The 20,815-nt window shown below is 66.1% G+C and carries 19 protein-coding genes; 5 read left to right on the forward strand and 14 right to left on the reverse strand.

The genetic code is table 11. From position 1 onward, the window contains the following. Positions 1-5: 5 nt before the first annotated feature. From PV766_RS14455 to PV766_RS14470, 4 genes are all read right to left on the reverse strand, one after another. Positions 6-1,265 carry a glycosyltransferase 87 family protein gene (locus tag PV766_RS14455; RefSeq protein WP_421097264.1) on the reverse strand — a complete coding sequence of 420 codons (1,260 nt, stop codon included), beginning with the start codon at positions 1,263-1,265 and terminating at the stop codon, positions 6-8. Positions 1,266-1,540: 275 nt separating this feature from the next. Further along, a complete protein-coding gene (locus PV766_RS14460; protein WP_371053422.1) occupies positions 1,541-3,019 on the reverse strand; it encodes an MFS transporter in 1,479 nt (492 codons plus the stop codon). Positions 3,020-3,240: 221 nt separating this feature from the next. Continuing rightward, positions 3,241-3,669: a RidA family protein gene (locus PV766_RS14465; RefSeq protein ID WP_129975017.1), complete on the reverse strand. Its 429-nt coding sequence runs from the start codon at positions 3,667-3,669 to the stop codon at positions 3,241-3,243. 35 nt (positions 3,670-3,704) lie between these two features. Then, positions 3,705-4,952 (reverse strand): NAD(P)/FAD-dependent oxidoreductase, encoded by a 1,248-nt coding sequence (locus tag PV766_RS14470; protein ID WP_421097265.1) that lies wholly within the window; start codon positions 4,950-4,952, stop codon positions 3,705-3,707. 191 nt (positions 4,953-5,143) lie between these two features. Here PV766_RS14470 and PV766_RS14475 point away from each other — a divergent pair, with 191 nt between their 5' ends. After that, on the forward strand, positions 5,144-5,779 hold the full coding sequence (locus tag PV766_RS14475) for a TetR/AcrR family transcriptional regulator C-terminal ligand-binding domain-containing protein (protein WP_421097266.1): 636 nt from the start codon (positions 5,144-5,146) through the stop codon (positions 5,777-5,779). Between the two features lie 41 nt (positions 5,780-5,820). Here the strand turns inward: PV766_RS14475 and PV766_RS14480 are convergent, their stop codons facing one another. The 5 genes from PV766_RS14480 to PV766_RS14500 all read right to left on the reverse strand — a co-directional run bounded on the left by PV766_RS14480 (position 5,821) and on the right by PV766_RS14500 (position 10,674). Continuing rightward, positions 5,821-6,537 carry an SOS response-associated peptidase gene (locus PV766_RS14480; RefSeq protein WP_255161967.1) on the reverse strand — a complete coding sequence of 239 codons (717 nt, stop codon included), beginning with the start codon at positions 6,535-6,537 and terminating at the stop codon, positions 5,821-5,823. A gap of 96 nt (positions 6,538-6,633) precedes the next feature. Further along, complete coding sequence (locus tag PV766_RS14485; RefSeq protein ID WP_421097267.1) at positions 6,634-7,356, reverse strand: ABC transporter ATP-binding protein; 723 nt, start codon at positions 7,354-7,356, stop codon at positions 6,634-6,636. Continuing rightward, entirely contained in the window at positions 7,332-8,222 is an 891-nt protein-coding gene (locus PV766_RS14490) for an ABC transporter permease (protein ID WP_421097268.1), read from the reverse strand. The genes PV766_RS14485 and PV766_RS14490 overlap by 25 nt, the downstream gene beginning before the upstream one ends. Before the next feature lie 25 nt (positions 8,223-8,247). After that, positions 8,248-9,597, reverse strand: a complete 1,350-nt coding sequence (locus tag PV766_RS14495) for an LLM class flavin-dependent oxidoreductase (protein WP_129975005.1) — start codon at positions 9,595-9,597, stop codon at positions 8,248-8,250. A 21-nt stretch (positions 9,598-9,618) separates the two neighbouring features. Next, positions 9,619-10,674, reverse strand: a complete 1,056-nt coding sequence (locus tag PV766_RS14500) for an ABC transporter substrate-binding protein (RefSeq protein WP_421097269.1) — start codon at positions 10,672-10,674, stop codon at positions 9,619-9,621. A 218-nt stretch (positions 10,675-10,892) separates the two neighbouring features. On the opposite strand from PV766_RS14500, the gene PV766_RS14505 reads away from it, so the two are divergent. The 4 genes from PV766_RS14505 to PV766_RS14520 all read left to right on the forward strand — a co-directional run bounded on the left by PV766_RS14505 (position 10,893) and on the right by PV766_RS14520 (position 16,068). Continuing rightward, positions 10,893-12,314, forward strand: coding sequence for a wax ester/triacylglycerol synthase domain-containing protein (locus PV766_RS14505; protein WP_421097270.1), 1,422 nt, complete (start codon positions 10,893-10,895; stop codon positions 12,312-12,314). Between the two features lie 49 nt (positions 12,315-12,363). Next, positions 12,364-13,110: a Clp protease N-terminal domain-containing protein gene (locus tag PV766_RS14510; protein WP_220666333.1), complete on the forward strand. Its 747-nt coding sequence runs from the start codon at positions 12,364-12,366 to the stop codon at positions 13,108-13,110. 86 nt (positions 13,111-13,196) lie between these two features. After that, positions 13,197-13,853, forward strand: a complete 657-nt coding sequence (locus tag PV766_RS14515) for a superoxide dismutase family protein (RefSeq protein ID WP_033098111.1) — start codon at positions 13,197-13,199, stop codon at positions 13,851-13,853. A 97-nt stretch (positions 13,854-13,950) separates the two neighbouring features. Next, positions 13,951-16,068, forward strand: a complete 2,118-nt coding sequence (locus tag PV766_RS14520; protein ID WP_421097271.1) for a catalase — start codon at positions 13,951-13,953, stop codon at positions 16,066-16,068. A 112-nt stretch (positions 16,069-16,180) separates the two neighbouring features. Here PV766_RS14520 and PV766_RS14525 read toward each other — a convergent pair whose 3' ends face one another. The 5 genes from PV766_RS14525 to PV766_RS14545 are packed head-to-tail and all read right to left on the reverse strand — an operon-like array spanning position 16,181 to position 20,705. Next, positions 16,181-16,450, reverse strand: coding sequence for a YbaB/EbfC family nucleoid-associated protein (locus tag PV766_RS14525; protein ID WP_129974995.1), 270 nt, complete (start codon positions 16,448-16,450; stop codon positions 16,181-16,183). A 52-nt stretch (positions 16,451-16,502) separates the two neighbouring features. Next, complete coding sequence (locus PV766_RS14530; protein WP_421097272.1) at positions 16,503-17,297, reverse strand: hypothetical protein; 795 nt, start codon at positions 17,295-17,297, stop codon at positions 16,503-16,505. A 4-nt stretch (positions 17,298-17,301) separates the two neighbouring features. Beyond that, positions 17,302-18,048 (reverse strand): hypothetical protein, encoded by a 747-nt coding sequence (locus tag PV766_RS14535; protein WP_231913201.1) that lies wholly within the window; start codon positions 18,046-18,048, stop codon positions 17,302-17,304. A gap of 53 nt (positions 18,049-18,101) precedes the next feature. Beyond that, entirely contained in the window at positions 18,102-20,468 is a 2,367-nt protein-coding gene (locus tag PV766_RS14540) for a hypothetical protein (protein WP_421097273.1), read from the reverse strand. Then, positions 20,469-20,705, reverse strand: coding sequence for a hypothetical protein (locus PV766_RS14545; RefSeq protein WP_421097274.1), 237 nt, complete (start codon positions 20,703-20,705; stop codon positions 20,469-20,471). It abuts the gene before it with no gap. Positions 20,706-20,815 lie beyond the last annotated feature (110 nt).

Raw genomic sequence — 20,815 nt, forward strand, 5'->3', positions numbered from 1 at the left:
AGGGACTACTTCGACGTCTCCGCGTCCGGAAGCGGTTCCGGTGCCACGGTTTCCGGACCGGGGAGACGACCGAAGGCGAGCCAGAAAAGAAACCCGAAGCCGACCGTCACGTAGAGCGTGCCCAGCAGGTGCTGCCATGCGGCCCAGGTGAGTTCGAGGTCGTCACCCGTGGGGAACAGGTGGTGCGGGCCGATCGCGAAGACGAGTGCCACGCCCGTTGCGATCGCCGCGAGCTTCTGCGGATCGGTTGCGCGCCGTGCCGCGGGCGACAGCGTCAGCAGCGCCGGTGCGATCCACACCCAGTGGTGCGACCACGACACCGGCGAGGCCAACAGCACGGCCGTGGCGTTCGCGAGCAGGGCGAGCACGAGATCACCCTGTGCGAGGGCCCGCCGGATGGCCACCACCGCGACCAGCAGCATTACCGCGACGGCGAGCAGCCACAGCACGGAACCCATGAGTTCGGGCGGTCCGAAGCGGGAGATCATCGCCTTGAAGGACTGGTTGGTGGCGAAGTACGCCGCGCCGATCCGGCCGGTGTCGGGCAGGGTGTCGAGCCAGTACTTCGCGGAGGTCGCGGGCATCACGGCGAACGCGAGGGCGGTGAACCCGAAGGTCGACGCGAGGATGGTGGCACTGGTCCGCCGGTCGCGCCGCAGCAGGAACAGCAACAGGAACGCGATGGGCGTGAGCTTGACGGCGGCGGCCAGCCCGATGAGCAGTCCGCGCGGCCACTTCGGGGTCTTCACCAGGACGTCGAGGGCGACGAGCGCCATCAGGACGAGGTTGATCTGCCCGAACGAGATCGTCTCGCGCACGGGCTCGAGCAGCAGCGCTCCGGCGACCGCCACTGCCGTGACGATCCACGCCGTCCGCGCCTCGAAGTCCGGGCGGAGCCGGTCCAGCACGACCCGCAGGGTGACGACGAGCGCCGCGACGGAGACGAGGGTGAAGACGATCTTGCCGAACGTCACGGGAATCAGTGCGAGGGGAGCGAACAGCATCGCCGACAGCGGCGGGTAGGTGAACGGCAACGCGAAGTCGTCGGTCACCGGGGGCATCTGCCCGTAGATGTCGTCGCCGTCGAGCAGAACCCGCGCGCCCATCCGGTAGACCAGGAAGTCGATGAGCTCGCTCCTGACGAGGATCGCGATGAGCACACCGACGGAGACGAGCGACGCGACCGCCACGACGGCAGTGCCTCTTCTTCCGGAGAAGAGCGGAGGCGTCGTCGAGCCGATCGGATCCTGCGGTGAATGTCGCACCCGGCAACTTTAGTCAATTCCGGCAATCGTTCCCGTCCGACGTGGGGAACGACATACGGCCGTCGAGACGATCTCCCGTCGGGCCCTGCGACTCGGACACGACTGCACCGACATCGAGCATCTATGCTTCGCGCCGCTCGAATACGAGAACGGTGACGATGTGCTGTTCCGGGCCGGGTGAGCAGGAGTGACGTGGCGAAGACGATGCGGGGAGCACACGTGTCGCACTCGTGGAGACCCGGGACCCGGAGGACAGCACCGGTACGGCATCCGGGTCAGTCGGACGGGGTGAGCGCGTCCGCTCGGCGGATCATCCGGGGAATGGCGAGTGCGGCCAGTGCTCCGACGAGTGCCGCGCCTGCGACCATCGCGAATCCGATGGAAATGCCCGCGTCGGAATACAGCACGCTCCCGTCGGTCGCGAGAGCGATGTGGGAGTTCAGCATTGCGAATACGAGAACCGGGAGAACAGCGGGGAGGAGGTTGCCCGCCGTGGAAGCGATGGCCCCGGCCGTCGCAAGTTGCTGAGCCGGAACAGCTTCGATGAGCAGGTTCGGTGTCGCTGCGTAGGCCATGCCGCCGCCGAGGCCGACGAGCGCGGCGAGCAGGACGACGACCACTGCCGAATCGTGCGACAACGCGAGTGACAGACTGCCGACGGTGACGACGGTGAGCCCGGCAACGAGCAATGCCTTGGGCCGGATTCGCGGGGCCAGCCCGCCGACGATGAACCCACCGATCAGGGTCATCACGGCTTCGGGAGCATGGAACCAGGCGTACCGGCCGGCATCGGCACCGAACCCGTAGCCGAGACCCACATCGCTCGGAGCCATGATCATCATCGGCAAGATCATCACGAAGGTGGCCATGGCGGCCCACGCGAGACCGGAGCTGAGCGAGGTCAGTGCCACAGGACGTTGCGTCAGGATCGAGAGGTCGATGACGGGATCGCGTAGTACCCGTGCCGACACCGACCAGGCGATCACGAACACCAGCCCACCGATCAGAAAGATGATGGTCGACGGTGCCGCCCACCCCCGGTCCGGCCCGAAGCTGATCGCGAGGAGCAGCCCGCCGAGGCCTGCGCCCAGAAGGGCTGCACCTACGAGGTCGATCGTCGATCGCAGCCGGATCGGCGACTCCTCGGTGGTGGCTCGGATGACGACGGTGAGAAGCGACAGGCCGATGACGAAGAACCAGAAGACCCCGCGGAACCCGAAGTTGTCGATGATCCAGCCTGCCACGAAGGGAGCCGGGATGGCGACCAGGCCCATGCCGGTCGTCGAGATACTCACTGCCATCGCCACCGTCCGTGGCGGGTAGACATCGCGGATCAGCGAGTAGACCAGGAACAGGCACGGGCTGAGAAACCCGGTCAGCGACCAGCCGAGGACGACGATCGCAATGTTCGGAGCCACCGCAGCGATGAGTGCACCGACCGCTGCCAGCGCAACACACCACAGCAGCAGCTTCCGCTTGCCGTGCATGTCGGCGAGCTTGCCGATCAAGGGTGACGAGACCGCCCCGACCAGCAGGAAGGACGTGATGATCCACACCCCCTGGGTGGTTCGGAAGTGACCCGAGATCTGCGGCAGTGCAACGGAAACCATCAGATAGCTGCAGGAGAGCATCTCGAGTACCAGCACCATGGAGAGGAACGAGACCGCCAGTTGTGGCGTCCAGCCTCTTCTACCGGAATGCGGTTCCTTCGACGTCGCGACGAACGTGTCACCGCTGGAGGATGCGAGATCCATGGGGAGGCCTTTCAGGTGGGAGCCCGGATGGATGAAAAGATCGTGCCGGCCACGCCCGGGCCGAGACACGGTGCGGGCGTGGCGGTTCGAAGGATGGAGCAGCACAGGAAATGTCGCGCGGAGTCGCGATCCCGATATCGCCGTCGGGGAGCGGAACCCCCGTAACCGGGGGACTGTGGTGGTTCCTGCCCGCGTATGGACGTGCGAGGAACGGTCGATCGTTATCGAGCGGGCGGTGCGACGGCATCGGCCAGATAGGCCGTCGCTTTCATCTCGACTCGCGGGGACGGTTCCGGTCCCGCGCCGAGTTCAGCGACGCCCACGGCGGTCCACGCCGGGTACGGTTCCCGGACGAACCGTTCCTTGACTGCACTGAAGGCTTCGAGGTCGCCCTCGAGATCGATGTGGAAGGTGACCAACTCGACCAGGTGGGTCCAATCGGCACCCGCGGCCGCGAGCACCCGTTGGAGATTCTCGAATGCGAGGGTGAACTGCGTGGTCGGATCGTCGGGAACGGTTCCGTCGAGGCGCTGGCCGAGTACTCCGGAACAGATGAGGAAGTTGCCTGCGCGCACCGCCGGCGAGATGTGCCACTGCTGATACATGTGCGTGAGTTCTGCCGGGATGACGGGACCGCTCGGGTTCGGCATGGTGTGGGTCGTTTCTGTGTACGGATCCATGGGACTCACACGCCCGCCGGGAGCAGCGGCCGTACCGACTCGGCCTCCACCCAGCGGGCTCGGAAGGCGGCATGCGGAATGCCGTCGGTCCACATTCCATCGAGGGTGAGTCCTGCTGTGAGCCTGCCGATCTCGTCCGCAGCCATGGCGCCGCGCTCGCCTTCGATCGCAACGATCGTGTGGTCGTCCACCCGGTCGATGTAGGGCAACCCTGTGGGGGTCTCGCACACCATGCAGGGCCGGGTATGTGCAGAGCCGAAGTTCTTGCCGGGCAACAGTTCGGTGAGCAACTCGAGCGTGTCGGCGATGTCTTCCCGGCGGCCCCCGGTGCGGACCCAGCGGGCGATCGCCTCGGCGGAGTCGAGCGGGTTGTCGAGAAGGCTCCTGCCGGAGCATTTGAGATACCACCGTCCGTCCGGATATTGCAAGGGCGACATGACGATTCCGCCGAATTCCACTCGTCCGCCGGGAGCCTTCAGGTACATCATGGCAGGAATGTCGAAGTCGGCCGGATCCGGCACTTCGACCAGGACCACCGTCGCACCGTAGGTGAGCATGTCCAGGGGCCGGGGGAGCAGGCCGCTGACGTTGGTGGCGGCTCCGGTCGCGACCACCACCTTCTCGCAGCTCCAGGATGCACCCGAACGACCGGTCACGATCACCCCGCGATCGGACCGATCGATCGTGTCCACGATGTCGCGGATCACCACGGTCCCTCGTTCGGTTGCGGCGGCCAGCTCGGCTCGAACCAGCCCGCGTGGATTGACGATGAAGGCATCATCGCGTTGGACGATGCCGACATGACCCGGTGCGAAGCGCAGCTCCGGGTATTCGCTGCGCAACCGGTCGCTGTCGAGGTGCTCGACGTCGATACCGAGATCGGCGGCATTGGATGCGAGCAGGGCGCGGTTGAACCATGTGGTCACACCGCTGGGCTCCGAGTCGTCCGGCATGACCGTCAGTGAATGTGTGGATGTCGCGAATCGTTCGCCGGTGCGTTCCTGCAGCTCGGGAAACCGGCGGATGGACCGCATCGCCAGAAGGGACGTCATCAGCGGGACCTCGAGGACGTGTGCCAGGCGTCCCTGGTCGTAGTAACCGGCCCACACGCCGTCGTGGTCGGTGAAGTCGGAGGGTTCGTCGGGCCCGACGAGCAGTACCGATGCACCTCGTTCGCTGAGATGCCGGGCAGTGGCGGTGCCGATGGGTCCTGCGCCGACGACCACGACGTCGAAGTGACTTCTCTCGTGCATGGATGCTCCTCCGCAGCCGGTCGGGTACCGGCCTTCCGTTGAAATGACTCGATCGAGATTCCGCAGGCACCGTGTGCTCTGAGAGGCTGGAGGCGGTGTCTGCGGCGATGTGATGTAGATCATCCGCAGCGCCGGTCGCTAAGTCAACATCGTGTGTCGTTAATATTGTGTTTCGAGCGGGGAGAGCGGGAGTGAGCGACAAGCCTGAACGGATTCGGACCGGTGGACGGAGCGAGAAGGTCCGGATCGCGGTCGGTGAGGCATGCCTGGCGTTTCTCGCGGAGGGGCGACTCGACTTCACCACCGTCGAGGTTGCCGCCCGCGCCGGTGTCAGCCGCAAGACCATCTACCGATGGTGGCCCACACACAACGACCTGCTCGTCGAAGCGGTGTCGATGCACGTGCGACAGGTGGCTCCGCCGGACACCGGCGCATGGGAATCGGACGTCCGAGGCTTCGCCGAGTCCATCGCGGAGTACGCAGCAGGCCCGGTCGAGGTCGCCTCGGCGGCACTCATGGCGAGTCATCGCTATCCCGACTTCAACCAACTCGTGCTCGAGCAGTACCGTCCCGTTCTCGAAGCGTGGCGGACGATGGCCCGCCGGGCGATCGAACGTGGAGATGCCAACTCCGACCATTCGCCGGAAGCGATGGTGAACGCGCTGGCCGCGCCGCTGTTCCTGGCGCCGATGATGTTGGGTCGCAAGGCATCGGAAGAGGAGATCGACCGGATCGTCAGGATGGTTCTTGCGGCCACCAGGCCGGACTCGTCCACCGACTCCACGCCTACGCCGCTGCCCGGTACGAGCAGCGACACCTCCGGTTGATGATTCCTGTCCGGCGTGGGGAACGGCAGACGGCCGGTCTTTCACGAATCGACAGGTCGCAGCAGGTCGGGATTGTTGTTGCGCGGTGAATTGACCGCCGTGCTCACCTCGTACGGTTCGAGGCGGGGTTCGGGAATCGAATTCAGGAGGGCATCGACGTCGTCGCGGTCGTTCAGTTCGGGATCGAGCCACGGATCGACGAAGGTGGCGGGGAGGATCACCGGCGAACGTTCGTGGATGTGCCCGGCGGCGTCGGTCGCCGGACGGGTCAGTACGGTGCACGTCCACAACCAGCGGTCGGGATGGTCCTCGGGGAGTTCCGGGTTCGGCCACAGCTCGTAGAGCCCGGCCATGGAGATCGGTGCGTCCGCGTGCAGGAAGAACGGGATCTTCTTCCCGTCCTCGCCTGTCATCCACTCGTAGTAACCGTCGGCCGGCAGCACGCACCGCCGCCGCGCTGCGGCCGCCTTGAAGGCGGGCTTCTGCGTGATCGTCTCGGAGCGGGCGTTGATCATGCGCGACCCGATCTTCGGGTCCTTCGCCCAGAACGGCACCAACCCCCATTTGACCTGCGAGGACACCATACGCACCGGTTCGGCGTCCGGTTCCTCGCGCGGCGCTCGTTCGAGTACGACGTTCACACGCTGGGTGGGGGCGATGTTGTACGAGGGTGGCAGTTCCTCACCCGCGGTCTCGACGGCGTCGTAGGCCGCGAGCAGATCCCCGCGGGTACTGGTGCTGGCATAACGTCCACACACGATGCATCTCCCGTCGGTGACTCCGGAGCGACGAGTCGATTCTCTCGCATCGGTCGCTCCGGAGCGGGCTGCTCCGGCAGAGACAGTGCGGGTCGCTCAGACGGAGAGCTCGACCCCCAGCACCTCGAGCAGTGCGCGCCGGTAGTCGGCCGCCTCGACGACGTGATCGGCCCGCGGGTGCGGCAGGTCTATGTTCAGCTCGACGGCGAACGAGCCGTGATCGAGCACGAGCACACGGTCGGCGAGCGCGATCGCCTCGTCGACATCGTGGGTGACGAGCAGCACCGCGGGCCGGTGCTCGGCGCACAACTCCTGCAACAGACCGTGCATCTTGATCTTCGTCAGTGCGTCGAGGGCGCCGAACGGCTCGTCGGCGAGCAGCAGTTCGGGGTCGCGCACCAGCGACCGCGCGAGCGATACGCGCTGTTGCTCACCGCCGGACAGTTCGGTGGGCCAGGCCTTCTCGCGTCCGGCGAGCCCGACCTCCGCCAGGGCCGTGCGGCCGCGCTCGGCGGCGTCGTCGCCGTCCAGGCCGAGGACGACGTTGTCGAGCACCCGCGCCCAGGGCAGCAGTCGCGAGTCCTGGAAGACCACCGCCCGCTTCTTCGGTACCTCGAGCGTTCCCGATCCCGGCACGCCGTGGTCGAGTTCGGCCAGGGCACGCAGCAGGGTGCTCTTGCCCGACCCACTACGGCCGAGCAGCGCCACGAACTCGCCGGGTGCGATCTCGAGGTCGATGTTGTTCAGGACCGCCCGTCCGTCGAAGCCACGGCTCAGACCCCGGGTGCGTACGGTCAGCTGCCGATCGTCCTGCGCCATGCCAGTGCCTTCCTCTCCGCCGCACGGACCAGCAGGTCGCTGCCGAAACCGAGGATCGCGTAGACCACCAATCCGACGATGATGATCTCGGTCAGGCCGTAGTTGCGGGCCTGGTACATCAGGTAGCCGATACCGCTCGAGGCGTTGACCTGCTCGACGACCACCAAGGCCAGCCAGGAGATGGTCACCGCCAGGCGCAGACCGGTGAAGAAGCCGGGCAGCGCCCCCGGCAGAGCGATGCGACGGACGAACTGGGCGCGGGACAGATCCAGTGTCTCGGCCAGTTCCACGTAGCGGGCATCGATGCCGCGCAACGCCGCGTAGGTGTTGATGTAGACAGGGACGAACACCGACAGGGTGACGAGCAGGATCTTCATCTCCTCGCCGATGCCGAACCACAGGATCGCCAGCGGCATCAACGCCAGCGTGGGGATGGAGCGTTTGATCTGCACCGGACCGTCGATCAGCGCCTCCCCGATGCGCGACAGGCCGGCGGCCAGGGCGAGCACCAGTCCGAGGGTGACGCCGATGACCCCGCCGATCAGGGCGCGCTGGACGGAGGTCCACAGGTTCGACTGCAGTCGCCCGTCGCCGATCAGATCCCATGCGGTGGTGACGACCGTCCACGGCGCCGAGAGGGTCTTCGGGTCGAGCACCCCGGTGGCAGAGGTGACGACCCACAGGACCAGCAGCAGCACCGGACCGATCGCGAGGCCGAACGTGATCGGCTTGCCGGGGGCGAGGTGGCTGCGGGTCGTGCGGGGCGACAGGTCGGCCGTCGCGCCGGGATCGGGCTTCCGGCCGGTGTCGGCGTCACCGGCCGGGCCACTGCCGAAACGCCGGGATTCGACGGTGGAGATGCTCATGGCTCCAGTCCTTTCGTCCGTTCGGTCAGACGCCGGCAGCCGCGAGTGTGCGTGCGTACTGGCTCTCCGGACGCGGCAGGCCGTAATGGTCACGCAGCGTGGTGCCGGTGTACTCGGTCCGGAACAGGCCGCGCTCCTGCAGGATCGGCACCACCTGGGAGGCGAAGGCCTCGAGGCCCTGCGGGTACTGCGGCGGCATGATGTTGAAGCCGTCCGCGGCACCGTCGGTGAACCACTCCTCGATGATGTCGGCGATCTGCACCGGCGTGCCCGCGACGACGTTGTGGCCGCGTGCACCGGCGAGCTTGTGCAGCAGCTGACGCAGGGTCGGCTGCTCGCGCTCGACGATCTTCGCGAAGACAAGACGGCGACTGTTGTCGTTGTCGGTGATGTCGCCTGCGCCGGAGAACAATTCGAACGGCACCTTCTCGTCCAGCTCGAGCCGGGACACGTCGACGCGCCCCATCTTCTGGAGCTGCCCGAGGCCGTATTCGACGATGGTCAGCTCGTTGAACTCGCGATGCAGGTCCTTCGCCTCGGCCTCGGTGGCGCCGATGAACGGGCTCAGGCCGGGCAGGATCTTCACGTGATCGGGGTTACGCCCCGATGCCGCTGCGCGAGTCTTGATGTCGGTGTAGAAGGCCCGGGCGTCCTCGATGCGCTGGTGTGCGGTGAAGATCGCCTCGGCATGGGTGGATGCGAAATTGCGCCCGTCGTTGGAGGATCCGGCCTGCACGAGCACCGGACGCCCCTGCGGCGAGCGGGCCGAACCGAACGGACCGCGCACCTTGACGTAGTCACCGTCGATGTCGGTGCGGTGGATCTTGTCCGGATCGGCGTAGACGCCGGCGACCTTGTCGACGACGAGTGCGTCGTCCTCCCACGAATCCCACAGTTTCACTGCGGCGTCGACGAATTCGCGTGCCCGGGCGTACCGCTCGTGCACGTCGGGGTGCTCCGTGAGACCGAAGTTCGCCGCCGCGGCGTCGGTCGCGGTGGTGACGATGTTCCAACCGGCGCGGCCACCGGAGATGTGGTCGAGCGAGGAGAACAGACGCGCGAGGTTGTAGGGCTCGTAGTAGGTGGTCGATGCGGTGGCGATCAGCCCGAGATGCGTGGTGACCGTGGCCATCGCGACCAGCGTGGTGATCGGCTCGAGACCGTAGTCGGGCCGGTACTTCACCTCGGTGCGCAGGGCCGGGCCGTCGGCGAAGAACACCGCGTCGAGCTTCGCGCCCTCCGCGAGGCGAGCGAGTTCCTGGAAGTAGGTGATGTCGTAGAGGCGCTCGGGCACGCTGAGGGGATGGCGCCACGACGCCTCGTGGTGGCCGGTGGGATAGATGAAGGCGTTGAGGTTCAGCCGGCGGTACGTCATCTTCGGGTTCCCTTCGGAAGGTCAGCTGCGGGTGTGCGACGCGCCGGTCTCGGCGACTGCGGCGGTGACGACCTCGTCGAAGCGCAGGTCGAATGCGTCGGCGGCGTCGACGGGCTTCGGCAGTTCACCGGCGGCATCGATCACGTCGATGGTGTGCTGCTGGATCGCGATGAGCTCGTCGTCGAGATGCGGGAACGTGGTGATCCCGGCGGTGTCGAGGATGCGCTCGCCGTCCTCGACCGTCAGACCCTGACTCTCGACGAAGTAGGCGTCGATGTACGCGTCGCGGTTGTCGTCGGCCCAGTCGATCGCCTTGATGTAGGCGGTGACGTAGGCGCGGACGGCTGCGGCCGTGGCCGGGTCGGACAGGGCCTTCCTGCTCGAGTAGAGGTACGAGATGCCTTCGCTGAGGTCCTCGATCTCGGGACGCGGCAGCGACGTCGCGCCCGGGGTCCGCATGTACCGGGAGAAGACCGGCTCGCTCATCGGAGCGGCGTCGATCTGGTTGGAGCGCAGCGCATCCGGGAAGTCCGGCAACGACATCGGGACGAGGTTCACGTCGTCGACCGACAGACCGGCCTTGTCGAGGCCGCGGAGGACGAAGGCCTGCTGCGAGGTGCCCTCGGCGTAACCGATCCGCTTGCCCTTCAGATCCGCGAGCGTCTCGATGTCCGAGGCGTTCGGGGCGATGCCCATGTTGAGACCGTTGTTCGTCTGGATGGCCGCGACGACCTGCACATCGTCGCCGGCGACGAGGGACTGGACGGTCATGATCTCACCGGCCCACGCGATGTCGACGGCGTCGGCGCGGAACGCCTCGAGGATCGAAGGTGCCCCTTGGAAGGTCGCGAACTCGTACTCGAACGGCACCGCCTCGAGCTGTCCGGAGGCCTCGAGGGGGATCTGCTGGCGCTCACCCTGATCGGCGATGACGAGCTTGGTGCCCGCGGGGACCTCGGTGGGCAGCGCGCTGTCGGAACCGAGGCCCTCGCCCGAGGAACCGGAGCTGCATGCCGCGACCGCGGTCAGAAGGAGCGCGATGACGGCTGTCGATCCGGCACGACGTAGACGAGGCATGGACTTCCTCACGGTTCCGACAACGGGGAGAGGTCTTCGACGGAGTCGAGGACGTCACCGATCCTGGGCGATCCGCCGCCGGGGAACCAGGTTTTGCGTCAGCGTGAGCGAAAGGATCCGTCGCGCATCGGGCCTGCTCGTGGGCCGGTATCGCCGATATCCGTGCTTCGCAGCGATTACCGTGCGAGGGAGAATCGGTGGCAGGGAGGGAGATGCGCATGAGCACGGATGACCGGCGCATGTCGCAGACGGATCTGATGTCCTGGCGGATGGAGTCCGATCCCGTCCTGCGGTCCACGATCGTCGCGGTGGCGTTGCTCGACCGGTCCCCGGACCACGAGCGCTTCGTCCGGATGATGGAGCGCGGCACACGTGCGGTGCCGAGCTTCCGCCGCAAGCTCGCCGACTCCCCGTTCGGGCGGACCCCACCGCGATGGGTGGACGATCCCGATTTCGACCTGTCCTGGCATCTGCGGCGGATCGCCCTCCCACATTCCGGGGGACTGGACGCTGTGCTTCCGCTCGTGCGCGCCGCGGCGATGTCGGCGTTCGACAAGGACCGTCCCCTGTGGGAGGCGACGATCGTCGACGGCCTCGCCGACGGTCGCGCCGCGATCGTTCTCAAGGTGCACCACTCGCTCACCGACGGCATCGGCGGCATTCAGATCGCGAACGAGATGGTCGACTTCGAGCGCGACGGTACCGACCGCGGGCCACTGCCCGAGGATCCGCCGACCTCGGCTCCGGCATCGGCCCTCGCCGATTCCGTGGGTTGGTACCTCTCGACGGCCGGCGAGATGGTGGGGAGGGGTGTGCCGTGGCTCGTGCGTTCCGGTCTGAGGTCGGTGACGAATCCGGTCGCGGCGCTGCGCAGCGTGGTGGACACGGCCCGCTCGACGGCCCGGTTCGTGCAACCGGTGTTCACGACGCTGTCCCCGGTGATGATCGGCCGCAGCACCGTCCGGGAGGTCGCGGCCCTCGATCTGCCGCTCGACGCTCTGCGGCAGGCCGGACGGGCAGCGAACTCCTCGCTCAACGACGCTTTCCTGGCCGGAATCCTGTTGGGGCTGAAGCACTACCATTCCCGGCACGGCGCGCAGGTCGCCGAACTGAGGGCGACGCTGCCGATCAGTCTCCGGCGCGAGAGTGACGCGATCGGAGGAAACCGGATCACCCTGGCGCGGTTCGCTCTTCCCCTCGATGTCGCCGATCCGGTCGCGTCGATGCACCGGGTGGACCGGATCGTCCGGTCGTGGCGGGACGAACCGGCCGTGCCGCTCTCGTCCGCCATCGCGGGTGTGCTGAACGTGCTCCCGGCCGGTGTGCTGGGTGGGATCCTCGAGCACATCGACTTTCTCGCGTCGAACGTCCCGGGTTCCCCGATCCCGCTGTACATGGCCGGTGCGGAGGTGCTGAGGTACTACCCGTTCGCTCCCACCGTCGGTTCGGCCGTCAATATCACGCTGATGTCGCACACGAGCCACTGCTGCATCGGAATCAACGCAGACTCCGCCGCCGTCCCCGACCTGCCCGTCCTCGTCGAGTCGCTGGTGGGGGGCTTCGGCGACGTGCTCGCGGTGGGAGGCGAGGGCACGCGCATCGAGGTCTCGCTCTCCGCTACGACGACCGCGCAAACCTGATCGTCAACCCAAGGTTGACGGGAACCATGCGTCAACTTAGAGTTGACGCATGGAACCCATTCGGCCGTCCCATCCCATCCGGCTCGACGACCTCATCGATGCGATCAAGAAGGTCCACGACGATCCGCTCGAACAACTCTCCGATGCCGTCATCGCGGCCGACCACCTCGGTGAGGTCGCCGATCACCTGATCGGCCACTTCGTCGATCAGGCCCGACGGTCCGGCAAGTCGTGGTCCGAGATCGGGCAGAGCATGGGCGTGTCCAAGCAGGCAGCCCAGAAACGGTTCGTCTCGAAGAGCGACAACGACCTCGACCCCGAGCAGGGGTTCTCGCGATTCACCCCGCGCGCGCAGAACACCGTGATGGCGTCGATGAACGAAGCGCGTGCCACGGGAAGCCCCGAGATCACGCCCGTCCATCTGATCCTCGGTCTGCTCGTCGACACCGAGTCGCTCGCCGCCCGCGCACTCGCGGCCCAGGATGTCGACTTCGCGGCGCTGCGCTCGGCCGCCGTGGCGACGCTCCCCGAACCGTCGAGCGACGTCCCCGAACTCATCCCGTACGACGCGGGTGCCCGCAAGGCCCTCGAGCTGACCTTCCGCGAAGCCCTGCGACTCGGGCACAACTACATCGGCACCGAGCACATCCTCCTCGCGCTCCTCGAACTCGAGAACGGCGACGGCGTGCTCTCGGCGGCCGGCGTGAACAAGAGCGCCGTGGAGAAGAAGGTCGCGGAGGATCTCGCCGCGATCGTCGAGGCACAGAAGGCCGAGGACGGCGAGGCCGGGTCGTAACACCGGGGCAGGACCTGCGCGCCCCCGGCGCGGGCACGTTCCCTGCGGCCAGGTTCGCCGACGGCCCCTCGGGGTACGTCGAAGTCATGAACACACGTCACGCATGTCTCGTCGCGGGCTTCTCCGTCGCCACGCTCGTGGCTGCCGGGTGCAGCAGCGACGACTCGTCCACCGACACCGAGACCACCGTCGAGACCCCACCCACTTCGCTCACGACCACCACCACCGATTCCATGCCCACGCCGCTGCCCGGGATGAGTGGCGACGCCTTCGGGCTCCCGAACGAGGGAGGCGACGACGACAACGCCTTCACCTACGACGAAGCGGCCGTGCCGGTCGGCGCGACCTTCGACGTCGAATCCGAAGAGGAGAACGGCCGGACCACCGTCACCCTCAGGGTGATGGGTCTGCAACCCGATCGGGACTTCGGGGCGCACGTCCACACCCGGCCGTGCGGGCCGAACCCGTCCGATTCGGGGCCGCACTACCAGAACCGGGTCGACCCGGCGGCGAACCCCGACTCCCCGTCCACCGATCCCGCCTACGCCAATCCGCAGAACGAGATCTGGCTCGACATCACCACCGACGCGCAGGGCAACGCCGAGGCGTCCACGACCGTCGACTGGGAGTTCCGCGACGGCGAAGCCAACTCGGTGGTGCTCCACGCACAGCACACCAAGACCGCACCGGGTGAGGCCGGACAGGCCGGCGACCGGCTCGCCTGCATCGACGAGGACTTCTGACCCGACGGCCCCGCCGCCGCGTTTGGCCGCCGTCCTTCCGGGTAGCCGTGGAAAAGACGTGTCCAGCCCCGACGACAGCACACGAATCGGAGTTCCCATGCCCGCCGACACCCCGAAGATCCCCGGTGTTCCTTCGTCCACCGTGCCACCCGTGGAGGAACCCACGACGCCCACGACTCCGCCCGAGCCCAAGCCTGATCAGGCGGAGCCCGAGGTCAGGACGGCCACCGGCACTCCCGCGGATCTGCCGCGCGGCCGTGCCCAGCAGGGCGAGTACCTGACGACGGCTCAGGGGGCGCGGCTGACGGATACCGACCACTCGCTCAAGGCCGGTCGGCGCGGGCCGATCCTGTTGCAGGATCATCACTTCCGCGAGAAGATCACCCACTTCGACCACGAACGCATCCCGGAGCGCGTGGTGCACGCCCGCGGCGCCGGTGCCCACGGCGTCTTCCGCGCGACGGGTGCCGCAAGCTCGATCACGCGTGCCCAGTTCCTCCAGAAGGACGTGGAGACACCGGTGTTCGTGCGGTTCTCGACGGTGCTCGGTTCCCGTGGCTCGGCCGACACGGTGCGCGACACTCGTGGCTTCGCGACGAAGTTCTACACCGAGGAAGGCACTTTCGACCTCGTCGGCAACAACATCCCGGTGTTCTTCATCCAGGACGCCATCAAGTTCCCGGACGTCGTCCACGCGGCCAAACCGCACCCGGATCGCGAGATCCCGCAGGCACAGAGCGCTCACGACACGTTCTGGGATTTCGTCTCGCTCCACACCGAGGCCACGGCGCACACGATGTGGAACATGTCCGACCGCGGCATCCCGCGCTCCTACCGCATGATGGAGGGCTTCGGCGTCCACACCTTCCGTGTGGTCAACGCCGAGGGTGATACCGCGCTGGTGAAGTTCCACTGGAAGCCGCGGCTCGGCGTGCATTCGCTGGTGTGGGAGGAAGCCCAGCTCATCAACGGCTTCGATCCCGACTTCCACCGCCGCGACCTCGCCGACGCGATCGAGGCCGGTGCCTACCCCGAATGGGATCTCGGCGTACAGGTCTTCCCGGACACCCCGGAACAGGTCTTCGAAGGCATCGACCTGCTCGATCCCACCAAGATCGTCCCCAAGGAACTCGCGCCCGTGCAGATCATCGGCACGATGGTCCTCAATGCCAACCCCACCAACTTCTTCGCCGAGACCGAGCAGGTCGCCTTCCACCCGGGCCATCTCGTCCCGGGCATCGACGTCACCGACGATCCGCTGCTGCAGGGCCGCCTGTTCTCGTACCTCGACACACAGCTGACGCGACTCGGTGGACCGAACTTCGGGCAGATCCCGATCAACCGTCCGCACGCTCCCGTCAACGATATGTTCCGCGACGGCTTCCACCAGCACGCCGTCCACACCGGTGTCGCTCCGTACAAGCCGAACTCGCTCGACGCGGGATGCCCGTTCATGGCCGGCATCACCGAGGGGGCCTTCGTCGACCTACCGGTGGAGGTACCGGCGGCGAAGAAGGAACGCGAGGTCTCCCGGTCGTTCGACGACCACTACACACAGGCCCGCCAGTTCTATCTGAGCCTGTCGGACATCGAGCAGGACCACGTGGCCTACGCCTACACGTTCGAGCTGGGCAAGTGCTACGAGCAGACGATCAAGGAGCGGCAGCTGCAGGTCCTGGCGAACATCGACGCCGGGCTGTGCGAGAAGGTGGCCGCCGGTCTCGGTCTGCCGGCCCCGAAGCCGGCCGTCGAGGTCTCCGATCTGCCGCAGAGCCCCGCGCTGGCACAGGTCGGCAAGACGTGGCCCGTGCAGGGTCGGCTGATCGGCATCGTCGCCGACGACACCACCGACGTCGACCAGGTCCTTGCGGCCGTGCAGGCCGTGGATGCGGCCGACTGCGTGCCCCTCGTGATCGCTCCGCACGGCGGGATGCTCGGGGGAGTCGTGCCCATCTCGCGCACCTTCCTCACGGCCCGGTCGATCGAGTTCGACGCGGTGATCATGGCGACCACCGTGCCCGACACGAGAGTCCGGATCCTCGTCGACGAGATGTTCCGCCACCACAAGGCACTGGCCGCGTGGGGGGCCGGGGCAGCGGCGCTGGACGAGCTGAAGGCACCCGGTGTCGAGATCACGGACGGTCCCGAAACGGCCGTTGCGCAGGTTCTGGAGCTGCTGGGTACCCACCGCGTGTGGGAACGAGACATCATGTGACAGACCTCACCTGAACGTGCCTTCCTAAGTTCGGGGGACCCAAGTTATTCTTTCGTTACCTCTGGCCGCAGCTGATTCTTATCGCTGCGGCCAGTTGTTATTTACGGGCCGTTCACCTCGAGGTCAGCTGCCCGATCCCCGAGACGATGCGCCGGATACGCGGGTCGTCGGCCAACTCGACGCGCGCGTAGCGAGCCTGCTCGTCGGCGTCCGCGGACGCGAGGTCGTGGGCGGCGGTAATGCGAGTCGCGAGCACATCCGGCGACCAGTTGTACGCCTCGGGTGGGATCTCGAGGGCGACGATGCGGCCGGTCGGGGTGACGCTGATACGGATGCTGTGGGCCGATCCGTTGCCTACTATCCGTTCGATCGTGTCCTGCACGCGCCTGACGGTGACAGAGGGTTCTTCCGGATACGTCAACATGGTTCCTTTCTCACCAGCCCGGGTAGGCGGGGAGGGTCTCGGGTGGGGTGGGGGAGATGATGGTTTCGGAACTTCTGTAGGGCGGCAAGCTGGGTTCGATGCTGCGACCCCATGCTTCGCATCGATACATCGTTTCGCCCAAGTCGCCCCCGAAGTCGATTCTGAGTCCGGTATCGGTGAACAGATCTTCCGTAGGAGCGGACCATTGGTGCTCGGTGGTGGGGAGAGAAGTCAGGTACTGATCGCTTGGTGTCGGTGGTTCCGGGTCGTGCCTGTGGAGTTGCCCTTCGCGCCGATGTTCCTCGGTGTCACGGGTGAACTCGACAAATTCCTCCTGCCCGGAAAATTGGTTGATGCGATAGTCGCCGTCTCGGACCCTGATGCCCACCTTCGACCATTGGGTGCACACGGTTGCTTTGAACCCAGCCGCCGTATCGAGCACTTGGAGGATGTGCGCCCGAAATGTTCCGACGAGGGATGTTTCCAGCGCAGTTGGGACTTTGCGTGCGTAGGAAGGGACGAGTGCTCCGGCGAACCCGGGATAGGTGGTATCGAGTCCGCCGTAGTGGGCGATGATCATGGATTCGTACGCGGCTCGGGTGAGGATGCTGCGTTGATCCGCAAGGTCGATTCCCGGTTCTGCGGACCACACGAAGGTGGAACTTCGGACCTGTCCGGGTGGTTCGTACTCGGCGGTGATGATGGTCTGGGGCGCAACCGGTGCCGGCGCTCGATCGGGCGTGCAGCTTGCAAGTAGGGATGATCCGACAAGGAATGCTATTGCAGCGCAAATAATTCGGTTCATGTGCTCACCAGCCCGGGTAGGCGGGCAGGGTTTCGGGTGGGGTGGGGGAGACGAGAAACTCGGCCCCGTCATCGGGCACCCCCGGCTCGATGCTGCGTCCCCACTCTTCGCAACGTTTCTTGGCATCGCCGAGATCTGCGCCGAAACTGATCAACCACTCGGTGCCCGCGAAGACGTCCTCCGTCGGCGCGGACCATTGGTGAGTCGCGTCGGCGATGGGAGGAGATGGCGGGCGGGGAGTGGTGCTCGGTGGGAGGTTGGGTCGGACCCGGGCGAGGTCGCGATCCTCAGCGGTGGGGTGGTTGAACTCGACTCTCTCTTCGATGGCCGAGCCATGCACAGTGTGATACTGGCCGTCGTCTCTTCGCACTGCATAGTGTGAGGGCTGAATGCAGACGGTCGCGTTGAAACCCTTTTCTGTCTGATGCACCTGAAGAAGGTGCGCTCGGATCGTGCCCACTAGCGCGCGCGTAGCGATGGTATTTATCCTGCGCGCATACCTGGGATCGATCGCATTGCTGAATCCTGGGTAGGTTGTTTCGATACCTCCGTAGAATGCGATCATCATCGATTCGTGCGATGCCCGGATCAATTTTCCACGGTTATCCAGCAGATCAATTCCGGGCTCCGCCGACCAGACGTAGGTCGCGTTGCGAACCTGCTCCGGCGCTTGGTATTCGCTCGCGTCTACGGGAAGGGAAGGGGATTGCTGCGGTGCCGGCTCGGTTTCCGACGTGCATGCGACAAGCATGAAAACGACTAGAGTGGTAACGAGTTTCCGGTTCCCCCGCGGGCACGTTGTTGTCATGCGCCGTAGTTCCACCTTTCTCCTCCGGCCGGAACAACATCGTTTACGAGCACATCGCGAAATCCGTCGGTGCCGTCCCTCTGGTCTGCGTAGACGATATTTCGGAGGTCGCCCGCTCCGTTCGAGGCAGATCCGAGATACATGTCCTGGGACCCGTAATCGATCCCGTTTTCCGAAATGATGCTGGCAGCTTGATTCGTCAGGACGTGTTCATCGGCTTTGGTGCGTTCAGGGATAGTGTGACCCTCTGCCTGGCTGAAGGGCATGTCCGCTGGATCCACTCTTCCGGCGTCGACCAACGCATTGAGCATGTTGTATCTCCGAGTATTTTCGGCGCCCGTCTCCGTCAGATACATTTCGGAATCGAACCCCTCGACCCCCGACGGATGCCCCACGTATTGCCCTTCAGCATCGACGATTTCGGATTGCAACAAAACCCCTGTCGAGTACACGAGCGGACCCGTGACCACGCCACCCGGCAACGCCGTCACCGCACCGGTGACGAGGGTTTGGGCCACGGCATACGCGTCTGCTCTGGACTGGTTCCGGTTGTCGATCGCCGCCTGCTCGACCAGCTTCTCGTTCTCGTAGGTGCTGCTCAAACCGACCTCGACGAGGCTTTGCAACCGGCCCGAATACGTTCCGTAGCTGTACTTGTTCACACCGTCGAGTTGTTCGAGAGCGAACCGGCGGTCGAAATCGGTGGCCTGCGCGATTGCTGCACCGTTGAGAAGGGCACCTGCCGCGGGGTCGGTGTTCATGAGGGTGAATACGCGCGTCGCCGGGACCGGGCCGAGTTCGCCGAAGCCGCTGGTGGCGGTGGCGTCGTCGACGGAACCGACCATGTCGCCGACGAACGGTGACAGGGCGGTCGCAAAGGAACGGACAGCAACAGGATTGACGTCACCTATGGTCAGGTCGGTTTCCTCCCGGAAGGCACCCGGCATGTGGAGGAAACGGTTGAAGTTGTTGTCGGAGTTCCACTCCGATTCCGGCGCAGACAACACCTCCGCCAAACCGAATGCTGCCTCGCCCGCACGTTCGGCTCGGATTACTGCTGCGGGGTCACCCGGGTCGGCGGGCAACGCGTCGGCAGCGACCCACTCCGTCAGGCCGGCCAGAGTTGCTCCGTCGTCGGCCCATTCGCGGGTGAGCAGCGGAACGAGCACCTCGTCCCTACTGAAGTCCGCAGGGCTGCCGTCGACGTCGGTGCGGGTGAGCAGGTGATACGACGTGTCGGTGTTCCGGGTGGCGAGGTCGAGGAATGTGCTTGCCGTGTGGTCGTAATAGGAAGGGTCGGGGGTGGGGACGATGTGGGGATCGGCATAGGTGGGGATGCCCGCCATATATCCGGCGACCCGGCTCATCTCGATACCCATCTCGGTGCCGGGTCGATACTGCGGGTTGGCATCGCCGAGTATCGCGCCGAGTCGATCCAGCCGATCCAGTGGTTCACGGGGATGCTCGGCGTTCGGGTCGGGCTCGTAGCCGTATCGAATGGTGTCCCTGATGTCCTGCGGCACCGACTCCCACGACCCGCCGTATTCGGGATTCGACAGAATGAGCAGACCGTTACCGAGACCGTCGGCCCAGCGCGCCGCGTCGGGCTTGCCTTCGGCTTCCCATGTCTTGTACGTCTCGTACAGGTTCGCCAGTTCGTCCTCGTCGAGGCTGTTGTAGAAGGCGTCGAGGTACTCGATGCTCGCACCCGACGGTAGCGACAGGGTGCGTCCGATGCGTTCGAGATCGGTATCGCGTGCAGCCCCGGATGCTAGGAGCGCAGCGTCGGCAGCGCCGTCCGGAGCATCGATGGAATGTGTGTTCTGGGAACGGAATTCCCCGCCGAATGTGGAGAGCCGGTTGCTGACCTGCTCGAGTCGGGCGGCGGCGTCTCGATCCAGTTCGTCGAATGTGCGCACCGCCGATTTCAGTTGGACCTCGAAGTTCATGGCGGTGTCGTCGAGACCCGCTTGCACGACGAGGTCGGTCTGCGCGTCGCCCGTGTGGGTTCGGGGTGCCTCGACCCGCGCGTCGTCGTGGACGGTGAAGCCGGCTGCAACCGCATTGTCGACGATTCCGACGACGGTGGCGCGGGCGGGAATGAGCGTGTTCGCAGCGTCGCGGAGGGCGTCGACCTGCTCGCTGACAGCGCGGCTGATGCCTTGGCCGGCCGCCCGGTCACTCCACACACGTGCCGCGGCGGCCGCCCCGCCTTCACCGTCCCATCCACCGAATGTGGCGTCCACATCCCGGTCGACGCGGTGGGTCGACTCCCGGAATGTGTTGTTTGCGGACTCGACCGCGTCGGCAGCCGTGGTGAGCGCAGCCGGATCGAGCGAGCGGATCGCGGAAGGAGACGACATCTACAGGAACTTTCCTTCGAAGTCGGATCCGACGGCCGCGAGTTGGCGGCTGAATTCCTCCTCGGCCACCTCGTAGTTCCGTGCGGCCGCTTCGGTGGCCTCGGCCATGCGTCGCAGGCAGTTGGCCATAGCGCGGTAGGCGGTGTCGAGTGGTGCTCCCGCGCGTCCGGCGACACCACCGACCGCTGAGGATGGCATCGCGCCCGCTACCGACTCGAGCGCCGCGGACGGTTCCAACGCGTAGATGGTCTCGGCTTCTCCCTCCAGGGCATGGGCAGGCTCTTCAACGAGTCCGGGTCGACCTTCAGCGCTGACATCAGCTCACCAACTCCTGTCCGGCAGACGTT

Source organism: Rhodococcus sp. As11 (genome assembly GCF_048957735.1).
Classification (GTDB): Bacteria; Actinomycetota; Actinomycetes; order Mycobacteriales; family Mycobacteriaceae; genus Rhodococcus; species Rhodococcus gordoniae.